The 11,636-nt window shown below is 74.4% G+C and carries 9 protein-coding genes; 2 read left to right on the forward strand and 7 right to left on the reverse strand.

The features are described 5' to 3' along the window. Nucleotides 1–681 (forward strand): hypothetical protein (locus tag KSNIM_RS10380; RefSeq protein WP_263102945.1); only part of this gene is annotated, 681 nt, incomplete at its 5' end. Nucleotides 682–702: 21 nt separating this feature from the next. Here the strand turns inward: KSNIM_RS10380 and KSNIM_RS10385 are convergent. The 7 genes from KSNIM_RS10385 to KSNIM_RS10415 all read right to left on the reverse strand — a co-directional run bounded on the left by KSNIM_RS10385 (nt 703) and on the right by KSNIM_RS10415 (nt 9,235). After that, complete coding sequence (locus KSNIM_RS10385; protein ID WP_263102946.1) at nt 703–4,827, reverse strand: bifunctional nitrate reductase/sulfite reductase flavoprotein subunit alpha; 4,125 nt, start codon at nt 4,825–4,827, stop codon at nt 703–705. A 210-nt stretch (nt 4,828–5,037) separates the two neighbouring features. After that, complete coding sequence (locus KSNIM_RS10390; RefSeq protein ID WP_263102947.1) at nt 5,038–5,364, reverse strand: putative quinol monooxygenase; 327 nt, start codon at nt 5,362–5,364, stop codon at nt 5,038–5,040. 46 nt (nt 5,365–5,410) lie between these two features. Then, on the reverse strand, nt 5,411–6,238 hold the full coding sequence (locus tag KSNIM_RS10395; RefSeq protein WP_263102948.1) for an IclR family transcriptional regulator: 828 nt from the start codon (nt 6,236–6,238) through the stop codon (nt 5,411–5,413). Nucleotides 6,239–6,283: 45 nt separating this feature from the next. After that, on the reverse strand, nt 6,284–7,927 hold the full coding sequence (locus tag KSNIM_RS10400) for an MFS transporter (protein WP_263102949.1): 1,644 nt from the start codon (nt 7,925–7,927) through the stop codon (nt 6,284–6,286). Between the two features lie 41 nt (nt 7,928–7,968). Continuing rightward, on the reverse strand, nt 7,969–8,274 hold the full coding sequence (locus KSNIM_RS10405; RefSeq protein ID WP_263102950.1) for an SHOCT domain-containing protein: 306 nt from the start codon (nt 8,272–8,274) through the stop codon (nt 7,969–7,971). Between the two features lie 40 nt (nt 8,275–8,314). After that, complete coding sequence (locus KSNIM_RS10410; RefSeq protein WP_411543854.1) at nt 8,315–8,737, reverse strand: DUF6325 family protein; 423 nt, start codon at nt 8,735–8,737, stop codon at nt 8,315–8,317. A 54-nt stretch (nt 8,738–8,791) separates the two neighbouring features. Further along, nucleotides 8,792–9,235 carry a hypothetical protein gene (locus KSNIM_RS10415; RefSeq protein ID WP_263102952.1) on the reverse strand — a complete coding sequence of 148 codons (444 nt, stop codon included), beginning with the start codon at nt 9,233–9,235 and terminating at the stop codon, nt 8,792–8,794. Between the two features lie 198 nt (nt 9,236–9,433). Here KSNIM_RS10415 and KSNIM_RS10420 point away from each other — a divergent pair. Then, on the forward strand, nt 9,434–11,636 hold a 2,203-nt coding region (locus tag KSNIM_RS10420; RefSeq protein WP_263102954.1), incomplete at its 3' end, for an AAA family ATPase.

Below are 11,636 nucleotides of genomic sequence, written 5' to 3' on the forward strand. Positions count from 1 at the left end.
GCCGCCCCGTCCGCGGCCGACACCGCGCCCGCCGGGGACACCGCCTCCGCGGCCTCCTCCCCCGGCGCCAAGGCCGGCGGCGCGACCGGCCCGGCCGTCGGCGGCGTCCCCGCCTCCGCCTGGATGCAGGGCAACGACCTGCCGCTGAACTCCGCCTACCACTGGCCCGCGCAGGCCGGGAAGGCGAAGGCGGTCAAGAACGGCGAGCCGTTCGCCTTCGAGACGCTCTGCGACTCGGCCCGCTCCCAGGACCTCGCCGGACTCGGCACCGGCACCGACGGCGCGCAGTCGCTGCTCAGCGGCGGCACCGACGAGTGGCAGGTCCAGCAGACGGTCGTCCACTTCAAGGGCACCTCCAGCGGCGCCGTCCAGTCCGCCGGCGCGCTGCTGCGCGGCCTGACCGCGGAGGTCAAGGCCTGCGCCCCGGACGGTGCCACCCCCTCCGTGAAGGTCACCGCCGAGGACCCGGCGTACCTGGCCGCCACCATCACCCTCAAGCAGGGCAACGGCGGCATCACGATCCACGAGTACCTGACGACCACCTCGACCACGGTCGCCGAGCTGACCGTCTACGGCCCCTACGGCACCAAGAAGCCGAAGGCCGCCTGGACGGTCAAGGACGACACCGCGGTGCTGCGCCTGCTGGGGGCGCCGCTCTGCGACGCCTTCAAGAACTGCTGATCAAAAGCCGCTGACCATCGGTCAGTACACGTCGCGGACGTAGCGCCGGTCCGCCGTGAGCTGCTTGACGTACGCGGCCGCGCCCTCCTCGCCGAGCCCGCCCTGGGCGGCGACGATCTCGTGGAGGGCGCGGTCGACGTCCTTGGCCATCCGGCCCGCGTCACCGCAGACGTACAGGTGCGCGCCCGCCTCCAGCCACTTCCACAGCCGCGGACCGTGCTCGCGCATCCGGTCCTGGACGTAGATCTTGTTCCGCTGGTCGCGGGAGAAGGCCAGGTCCAGCCGGGAGAGCACGCCCGCCTCGCCGAGCGCGGCCAGCTCCTCCTCGTAGTAGAAGTCGGTGGCACGCCGCTGCTCGCCGAAGAACAGCCAGTTGCCGGCATGGTGGCCGCGGGCCCGCCGCTCGTCCAGGAAGCCCTTGAACGGGGCGACACCGGTGCCCGGCCCGATCATCACGGCGGGCACCGCCGGGTCGGCGGGCGGGCGGAAGTGCGGCGAGCGCTGCACGAAGATCCGCACCGGGGTGTCGGGGGCCGCGTCCGCCAGGAAGCTGGAGGCCACCCCCTTCCGGCGGCGTCCGGCCGGGTTGTCGAACCGCAGTACGGAAACCGTGAGTTGGACCTTCGTCGGGTCGACCAGCGGACTGGAGGAGATCGAGTAGAGCCGCGGCTGCAGCTTCTTCAGCACATCGGCCCACTCCTGTGCGGTGGCCTTCACCGGGTGCTCGGTCACCAGGTCGACCGCCTGCCGGCCCCAACTCCACTTCGCCAGCTCGTCCTTGTTGTCGGGGCGGAGCAGCTTTCGGAGCAGCCGGTCGTCGGCCGTCCGCTCGGCTGCGAAGCGGAGCAGGTCGGTGGTGATCCGGGTCAGGTCGAGGTGCCGGTGCAGCGCCTCGGAGAGCGTCGTCCGGCCGACGCCGGCGAGTTCGACCTCGGTGTCGGGGCGCTGGCCGGTGGCCTCCAGCCACTCCACCACCAGCTCGGGACAGTTGACCGGCCAGACGCCGAGCGCGTCGCCGGCCTCGTACTCCAGGGCTCCGCCCTCGCCGAGGTCGAAGGTGAACTGACGGACCTCCTTGGCGGCGCCGGGCAGGCTGAGCAGCCGGTTGCCGGTCAGGGTGGCGGTGAACGGCTCGGCCTTGGTCGGTCTGCGCGCGGCGGCCGGCGCCGGGACGGGCTCGGCGGTGAGCGCGGTCAGCACCTGCTCCAGCCAGCCGGCGGCGGCCTCCTCGTAGTCCGGTTCGCAGTCGACCCGGGGCAGCAGGCGGTCGCCGCCGAGTTCGGCGAGGCGCTCGTCGAGGCGGCGGCCGTGGCCGCAGAAGTCGTGGTAGCTGGAGTCGCCGAGGGCGAGCACCGCGTACCGCAGGTCCCGGAGACGGGCCGCGTCGCCGTCGGCCAGCTGCTGCCAGAAGTCGGCACCGTTGTCGGGCGCGTCGCCGTCGCCGAAGGTGCTGGTGACCACGAGCAGGTCGGTGCCGGCGGTCAGGGTGCCGGGGGCACAGTCCGCCATGGCGAGGACGCTCGCGGTCCGTCCGGCCTCGGTGAGCCGGGCGGCGGCAGCGGTGGCGATCTCCTCGGCGTTGCCGGTCTGCGAGGCGTACAGGACGACCAGGCGGCGGCCGGACGGTGCGGCGCCGGGCTCGGGGACGGGGACGGGCGCCTGGACGGGCAGGGCGGCACGGGAGAACATCCCGGCGAGCACGCCGTCCACCCACAGCGCGTGGGCGGGGTCGAAGGGGGCGTCGGCCGGCAGCACGGGCACCGTGCCGGCCGGGGCGGCGGCCCCGAGGCCGGCCAAGTACCCCGCGAGGTAGCGGCGTTCGTGGTCGGCGAAGGCGGGCGGGCCGGCCAGGTCGGTGAGGGCGAAGAGCCGGGTGAGTGCGGCGACCGCGGTGCCCGTCCCGGCGCTCGCCGGGGCGAGGACGGGCTCGGGTGCCGGAGCGGCGGCCGGGGCGGTGACGGCGGCGACCCGGGTGAGCGAGACCGCGCAGGCCTTGAACTCCGGCTGGAAGGAGACCGGGTCGACCGCGTCGTTGGTGACCGCGTTGATGCCCAGGTACTCGCCGAACATGTCGTTCCAGTGGAAGGGCGCGAAGCAGGTGCCGGGCAGCACCCGGTCGGTGACCACCACGGGGAGCACCGCCCGGCCGCGTCGGGAGGCCACCTCCAGCCGGTCACCGTCGGCGGCCCGCAGCGCGGCGGCGTCCACCGGGTGGATCTCCACGAACGGGCCCGGGTTCAGCTTGTTGAGCTTGGTGACCTTGCCGGTCTTGGTGAGGGTGTGCCACTGGTGCTGCACCCGGCCGGTGTTCAGCACGAACGGGTAGTCGTCGTCGGGCAGTTCGGCGGGCGGCAGGTGCGGCCGGGCGTGGAACCGGGCCCGGCCGGAGTCGGTGGGGAAGGCGAGCCGCGGCCGGGTGCCGTCCGCACGCACCAGCGGCTCCTGGCTGACGCCGTCGTTGAGGTACCGCACCGGGTTGCGGTCCGGCCCGCCGGGTGCGCACGGCCACTGGGCCGGGCCCTCGCGCAGCCGCTCGTAGGAGATCCCGCGCAGGTCCCAGCCGGTCTTCGGGTTCCAGGCCTGCTTGAGCTCCTCGAAGACCTCCTCGGCCGAGCCGTAGCTGAAGGCCTCGGCGTGGCCCATGGCACAGGCGATGTCGGCGATCAGCCGCCAGTCGGGGCGGGCCTGGCCGGGGGCGTCCACCACGCCCTGGACGAGGGTGAGGTTGCGTTCGGAGTTGACCATGACGCCGTCCGACTCCGCCCAGAGCGTGGCGGGCAGCACCACGTCCGCGTAGGCGTTGGTCTCGGTCTCGGCGAACACGTCCTGGGCGATGACGAGTTCGGCCGCCTCCAGGCCCTCGATGACGGTGCGCCGGTTGGCCACCGAGGCGACCGGGTTGGTGCAGATGATCCAGCAGGCCTTGATCTCCCCCTCGGCCATCCGCTCGAACATCTCCACCGTGCCGGCGCCGGCCTCCGTGCGGACGCTCCCCCGCTCGATGCCCCACAGGTCCTCCATGAAGGCCCGTTCGGCCTCGACCAGGGTGGAGCGCTGGCCGGGCAGGCCGGGACCCATGTAGCCCATCTCGCGGCCGCCCATCGCGTTGGGCTGGCCGGTCAGCGAGAACGGTCCGCTGCCGGGGCGGCAGATCGCGCCGGTGGCCAGGTGCAGGTTGACCAGGGCGTTGGTGTTCCAGGTGCCGTGGGTGGACTGGTTGAGCCCCATCGTCCAGCAGCTCATCCACTCGCCCGCGGTGCCGATCCACTCCGCGGCCTGCCGCAGGTCGGCCTCGGCGAGGCCGGTCAGCTCGGCGACCGCGGCGGGCGGGTAGTCGGCGAGGAACTCGGGCAGCTGCTCCCAGCCCTCGGTGTGCTCCTCGATGAACGCCTCGTCGAGGTGCCCGCCGGCGACCAGCAGGTGCAGCAGGCCGTTGAGCAGCGCCAGGTCGGTGCCGGGGCGGACCTGCAGGAAGAGGTCGGCCTTCTCGGCGGTGGCGGTGCGGCGCGGGTCGACGACGACGAGCTTCGCGCCCGCCTTGACCCGCTCCATCATGCGCAGGAACAGGATCGGGTGGCAGTCCGCCATGTTGGAGCCGATGACCAGGAAGACGTCGGCCCGCTCGAAGTCCTCGTACGAGCCCGGCGGGCCGTCGGCGCCGAGCGAGAGCTTGTAGCCGGAGCCCGCACCGGCCATGCACAGGCGGGAGTTGGACTCGATCCGGGAGGTCCGCACGAAGCCCTTGGCCAGCTTGTTCGCCAAGTACTGCGCCTCCAGCGACATCTGGCCGGAGACGTAGAACGCCAGCGCGTCCGGCCCGTGTTCGTCGACGATCGCGCGCAGCCGTCCGGCGACGGCGACGACGGCCGCGTCCACGTCGACGGCGGCCGGCTCCTCGCCGCGGCCGGTGCGGACGAGGGCGGTGCCGAGCCGGCCGGGTGCGGCCATCAGGTCGGCGTGGGTGGCGCCCTTGGTGCAGAGCCGACCCGCGTTCGCGGGGTGGGCCTGGTCGCCGGAGGCCTTGACGACCCTCCGGCGACCGTCGGCCTCCCGGGCCACGTCCAGGACGATGCCGCAGCCGACCCCGCAGTACGAGCAGGCCGTCCTCACCCGGCTGGTCTCCTGCTGCGTCGTCGGCACCGTCACGGCTGCCCCTCTCGTGGCCGCCGGTCCCCGGGACCCGCCTGCGGTGGACGGGGCCGCGCCGACCGGCCCGGTGGGACGCTCCCACCTGTGTCCAACGAACGTAGGAAGGCCCTGTTGCGCGGAGGTGTCGTGCGGGGTGACCCGGCCGTTACGCCTGCCGCACGGATGAACCCTCCGAGTGTGAGGCCCGGGGGTGACGGCGACAAGGGGTCATTCGGCGGGGGTGAGCTCGGCCATCTCGCCCCAGCCGTCGACCGGCGCCTCGACGTAGATGATCTGCGGCTTGGCCGCGATGGCCTGCGGAAGCTCGGCCATCGCGGCCTTGAAGTGGTCGGAGTTCACGTGGGCGGCGCCGGCGTCGGCGTCCGCGAAGGCCTCCAGCAGGACGTACACCTGCGGGTCGTCCACGCTGCGGGACCACTCGAAGAAGATGTTGCCGGGCTCCTCGCGGGTGGCCCGGGTGAACGCGTCGACCCGCGACATCCAGCTGTCGGCGTACTCGCGCCGGGCGGTGAACTTGACGTTGATCAGGATCATGGCGTGCTCCTCGATGGAGTTGCAGGGATGGGGCGGTGACGGCCGCTCAGCCGAACTGCCGCGCGGCGCGGGTCAGGACGCCGCCGATCCGGCCGCGCGCGGCCCGGTCGGCGGTGGGCAGCGAGACGGACAGCGCCCGGTCCGGCCCGCCACCGGTGGGCGGCAGCGGCACGGCCAGGCACATCCAGTCGGGGTCGTACTCGCCGACCGAGACCGCGAGGCCGAGCCTGCGGACGAGGCCGAGTTCGGCCTCCAGCCGGTCGGGGTCGGTGATGGTGTGCTCGGTGAACCGGGGCAGGCCGTGCTCGGCGAGGTAGCGGCGGCGGGCCGGACGGGACAGTCCGGCGAGCAGCACCTTGCCGTGGGCGGTGGCGTGCGCGTGCGGTTCGGTCCCGGCCTCGAAGGGGTCGCCGTAGGCCGCGGCCGGCCCGGTGCTCTCCACCACGGCGATCCGGCCGTCCCGGTAGGTGCTGTAGTACGCGGGGGTGCCGGCCGCCCGGGCCACCCGGAGCAGCAGGTCGCGGACGTCGGGCTCGGCGGGCTCCCTGCGCCGGTACGCCCGGTGCAGGGCGGGGATCCGCGGCCCGAGCACGTAGCCGCCGCGGGTGCGGGCGAGGTGGCCGCGGGCGGTGAGCGGCCCGAGCAGGGTGTAGACGGTGGAGAGCGAGCAGCCGAGCCGGACGGCGAGGTCGCGGGCGGCGACGGGGCCGGGTGCGTCGGCGACGGCGTCCAGCAGGTCGAGCGCCCGGTCGAGCGACTGCGGGCCGTGCGCGGCGGCGATGGCGGGCTCCTCTCGGCGCGGGGCCCGTGCGGGCCGGTCGCCCCCCAGCCTGCCCGAGCCCGGGCCCGCCGCCCAAACCCGCCGCGCGGTCATTCCGGCGGTGCCGGAAAGTGCCGTGCCCGGCAGTGCCGGAGCGGCTCAGGCCGCGAGGTCCTCCCGGTCCTCGCCGTCCTCGTCCGGTTCCTCCGCCTCGTCGCCGCCCGGCCCCTTGCCGCGGACGTGGGCGGGCAGCGCCGTGGTGCAGAGGAAGCCCACCAGGGCGATGCCGCCGCTGGCGAGGACGGCGACCTTGAGTCCCGTGATCTGGGCGTCCCGGTAGTTGTCGACGATGGCGTCCGCCTCCGCGGGCGGGATCGAGGTCTGCTCCAGGGCGTCGGCGACGCCGTCCGCGGGGACGAAGGTGAGGCCGGCCTCGATCCGGGTGCCGGCCTGCCGGGCCACCTCGTCGGAGATCCGCGGGTCGTTCTCGATCAGGTTGCCCAGCGAGGCGGCGAGCGCGCCGATCAGGATGGCGCCGATCAGCGCGGTGCCGAGCGAGGAGCCGAGGTTCTGGGCGGTGTACTGGAGACCGCCGGCCTCGCTGCGGTCGGCGGCGCCGACGCTGGACTGCACGACGTTGCCGAGCTGCGAGGCGAGCATGCCCATCCCGAGGCCCATCACGGCCATGGCGAGGGCGAAGGAGGCGTCGTTCAACTCGGGGTCGATGGTGGCGAGCAACCAGACGATGGAGGCGAGCAGCACCAGGAACCCGGCCCGGACGATGGTGCGCGGCGAGGCGATCCGCAGCATCAGCGAGCCGCTCATCGAGGCGATGAGCATGGTGGCGGACACCGGCAGCAACCGCAGTCCGGTCTCGAAGGCGTCCTCGCCCAGCACCACCTGCAGGTACAGCGGGATCACGAAGAACAGGCCGAGCAGGATGGTGTTCTGGTTGAACAGCGTGACCAGACCGGAGCGCAGCGCCCGGACGCGGAACAGGCCGAGGTGCACCAGCGTCGGCAGTCCCTCGGCCTCCCGGCCGTGCTCCCAGCGGGCGAAGAGGAACAGCAGCAGCCCGCCGAGGGTGATCACGAAGAGGGTCGGCGAGAAGCCGAGGACGGTGAACGGCGGGTTCCGCGGCTCCAGCCAGCCCCAGCTGCTGCTCTGCAGCACCGCGAGGACGACCAGGGCGAGTCCGGCCGCGGAGAGGGCGACCGCCACCAGGTCGATCCTCGGCCGCTCCTTCGGCGCCTCCTCGGGTGGGATCCAGCCGATCAGGCAGAGCATCGCGATCACCAGTACGACCTCGCCGGCGAAGACCAGCCGCCAGGTCAGGTAGGTGGTGACCCAGCCGCCGAGCAGCGGGCCGACGGCGATTCCGGCGCCGGCGAGACCGCCGATCACGCCGTAGGCGACGGCCCGGTCGCGGCCCCGGTAGGCGCCCGCGACCAGGGCCGCGAGGGCGGGCAGCACGAGTGCCGCGCCGAGTCCCTCGATGACGGACCAGCCGAGTGCGAGCACCCACAACTTCGGGGCGACCGCGGTCAGGCCGGAGCCGATCGCGTAGACGACCAGACCGACCACGAAGGTGCGGCGGCGGCCGTACATGTCACCGATCTTGCCGCCGGTGAGCATGAAGGCCGCCATCACCAGGGTGTACAGGGTGATGACCCCCTGGATCGCGGTGACCTCGGTGTCGAAGTCCTCGACGAGCTGACTGATCGACACGTTCATCACCGAGGCGTCCAGCACCATGAGGAACTGGCCCGTGCCGAGGACGATCAGCGGCTTCCACCGGTTCACCGCACCTCCAGGGGGTCTGGCACCGGCTGACACCGGCTCGGTCAGCCGTTGAGGATCCGGGCCTTCTGCGCCTCGAACTCGGCCTCGGTGAGGATGCCCTGCTCCTTGAGGGTGGCGAGCTCCTTCAGCTGGTCGATCTTGCTGTCCATGCTGACCGGGGCGGCGGCCGGCTCGGGCGGGGGAGGCGGCGGTGCCTGCTGGTAGGAGACCTGCTGCGGGGGCGGGGCCTGCTGGGCCTCCTGCTCGGCCCACCGGCCGGCCTGCCGCCGGGACACGCGGTTGGACACCGCCGTGGCGGTGCCCGCGACCACGGCGGTACGGGCGACTCCTCGGATCAGTCCGGGCATGGTTCTCTCCTTCGGTCTTCCGGTGCCGACGGCGGGCCGGTCACTCCTCGGACTCGAGCGCGTCCAGCGCGGCGACGAGGTCCGGCAGCGGGATGCGGCCGCTGGCCACCAGCTGGGCGCCGCCACGGCGCAGTGCCGCGGCGAACGGCGCGGCCCAGAGGTTCTCGTAGACGATCAGGCCGGCCGAGTTGCCGGGCTCCAGGGCGGCTGCGGCCTCGTCGAGGTCCTCCGAGCCGAGCAGGCCGGAGGCCGCGCCCTCGAAGACCGCGAGGTCGAGTTCGCCGTCGCCGGTCATGTCGGCGATCTCCAGCCCGACGACGGAGCCGTCGAGCTCCTTCTTCATGAACATCAGGTCGATGATCCGGATGATGCCCCGGTCGACCAGGTCGACGAGCAGCGGCAGGCCCTCCCCGGTCATCTTGCTGCCGGGGAACTCGATCACCACGTAGTCGATCGGGCCCATCTCGTTGAGTTCGTCGGTCACATCGACTCCTCGGGTGCGGGTGCGGGTGGGGGCTCAGGAGGCCGGCGGCCCGGCCTGGGGGCGCCCGCCGTAGGCGATCAGCGCGTACAGGGCGATCACGTCGATGGCGATGACCAGCACGGACCAGACCGGGTACGACGGGATGAAGGCCATCTGGGCGAAGGCGTTGAGGACGAGGACGGCCACACCGAACCAGCGGGCGAGCTGGTTGCGGGCGAGGACGCCGGCGGCGGCGAAGCCCTGGGCGACGGCGAGGCCGAGCATGGCCCAGCCCCAGGCGCGCAGGTCGCCGAAGACGAAGCGGGCGTCGCCGACGAACACCTTGGACTGCGCGATCGCCGCGATGCCGTCGAGTCCGTTGAACAGGGCGAGGACGCCCAGCATGACGGCGGCGAACATCCGCATGGACTCGCCCTGCTCGGCCGCCCGGGGCGGCGTCGGCCGGAAGCCGCCGGCGGTGTGGGGTGCGGTCGCCATCGAGACCTCCGTACGGGTGTCCTGGACAGTCCCCCAGATCAGGGTGCGGGCAACCCGGCGGCTCCGCACCACCCGGCGCGGGTGACCGGCCGTCGCGGCGGTCACCCTCCGTGCGTTGCGGCCGCCCGGGGGTGTACCGATGATTGAAGCCGGGACGACGTGTGCACCCGGCGCGCGCCCTGGACTCCGGTGGTCGCCATGCCAGACAGCTCAGGAAATCGGCGGCCGACCGCCGCCAGCCCGCCGGCCCCGGCCCCCTCGGTTCCGTCCCGGCCCGCTGCTGCGAACGGCGACCCCGTGCTGGCCGCCCGCTTCGCGGCGCCGCCCGTCCCCCGCACCTTCGTCCGCCGCGACCGGCTCGCCGAACGGCTCACCGCGGGCCTGCAGCGGCCGCTCGTCCTGGTGAACGGTCCGGCCGGAGCCGGCAAGACCCTGCTGGTCGCGGACTGGGCGGCGCGGGCCACCCTGCCCGGGCCCGTCGTCTGGCTCACCCTGGAGCGCGGCGACGAGGCGCCCGGGGTGTTCTGGGCGCAACTGCTCGCGGCGCTGCGGCACGCCGGCATCCCGCTGCCCGCGGACGTGGCCGGCCCCACCCGCGCCGCCGAGGTGGACCTCGCCCTGCCGGACCGGCTGGCGGCCGGGCTGAACGGGCGCGGCACCCCGGTCGTGCTGGTGCTGGACGAGTTTGAGCACGTCACCTCACCGGCCGTCGCCGAGGCGCTGGACGGGCTGCTGCGGCACGCGGCGGGCGGGCTGCGGCTGGTCCTGATCAGCCGTGACGAGCCGCTGCTGCCGCTGCACCGCTACCGGGCCGCCGACGCCGTCGCCGAGATCCGCGGCACCGACCTCGCCTTCACCCCCGAGGAGACCGCCGTGCTGCTCGCCCGGCACGGGCTGGCCCTCTCCGCGGAGGGCGTGCAGGCGCTCGCCCGCCGGACGGAGGGGTGGGCGGCGGGCCTGCGGCTGTGCGCGCTCGCCACCGAGAACGCCGACGACCCGGAGGCCTGCCTGCGCGAGTTCGAGGCCGGCAACAGCACGGTCGCGGACTTCCTGCTCGCCGAGGTGCTGCAGGCGCAGCCCGCGGAGACCCAGGACCTGCTGCTGCGCACCAGCATCCTGGAGCGGACCCACACCGGGCTGGCGGACGCCCTGACCGGCCGACAGGACGCCGCCCGCATCCTGGAGGAGCTGCGGCACGCCAATGCCTTCGTCACCCCGCTCGGGCACGCCTGGTACCGGCAGCACACGCTGTTCGCGGAGATCCTCCGGGTGCACCTGCGCGCCCGGTACCCGGGCCTGGAGCAGGAGCTGCACCGGCGGGCGGCCCGCTGGCTGCACGACGCCGGGCGGCTCGCCGACGCGCTGCCGCACGCCGCGGCGGCCGGGGACTGGGAGACGGCGGCCCGCTGGCTGGTCGACGACCTGGCGGTCGGTCAGCTGCTGGCCGGGCTGGACGCCGCCCGGCTGAGCGCGCTGTTCGCCCGGATGCCGGAGCAGGCCGACGGGCCGGCCGTGGCGCTCGTCCGGGCCGCACGGGCACTCGCCCGGTGGGACGTCGACCGCGCTCTGGTGCACCTCGGCCGGGCCGACGAGCTCGCGCCGCCAGGCACCGGCAGCGCCGCCGCCCGGCTGAGCGGCGCGGTGCTGCGCGTCCTGGCGGCCCGGCTGCTCGGCTCCGCGGACATGGCGGAGAACGCCGCGGAGAGCGCCGCCGAGCTGGAGCGCGAGGTACCGGAGGAGCGGCTGCGGGCGCACCCGGAGCTGAAGGCCCTGCTGCTGGCCGCGCTCGGTTCCGCCCAGTTGTGGGAGGGCCGGTTCGACGCGGCGCGGGCCGGCCTGACGGCGGCCGCCGGGGCTGCGGGCGGTGCGGCGCAGGCTGCCGTCCGGCACGAGTCGCTGGGCCGGCTGGCGCTGATCGACCTGCTGCTCGGCTCACCCGGCCGGGCGGAGGCGCACGCGGTGGAGGCGATCGCGGAGGCCGCCCGGTGCGGGCTGCCGCCCTCGGCGCACAGCGGCGTCGGCCACCTGGTGCTGGCGGAGATCGCCTTCGACCGGGACGACCTGACCGTCGCCCGGACGGCACTGGAGCGGGCCGAGGCCGGGTCGGGCGCCCGCCACGACCCGCTGCTGGTGGTCGGCCTGGCGGTGCTGCGGGCGAAGCTGCTGCTGCACTCCGGGGACGCCCGCGGCGCACTGATGGCGCTGGCCGCCGCGGAGCGCCCGGCACCGGCCGACAAGCCCTCCCCCTGGGCGCGCGAGCGGATCGCGCTCGGGCAGTGCGCGGCCCAGCTGGCGGCCGGTGACCCGGCGGCCGCGCTGCGGGTGCTGTCCGCCGCCGGCGAGGGGCCGGAGCCTGCCGTCGCCGCCGCGCAGGCGCTCCTGGCCGCGAACGATCCGCGGG

This window comes from Kitasatospora sp. DSM 101779, assembly GCF_025655475.1.
GTDB lineage: Bacteria > Actinomycetota > Actinomycetes > Streptomycetales > Streptomycetaceae > Kitasatospora.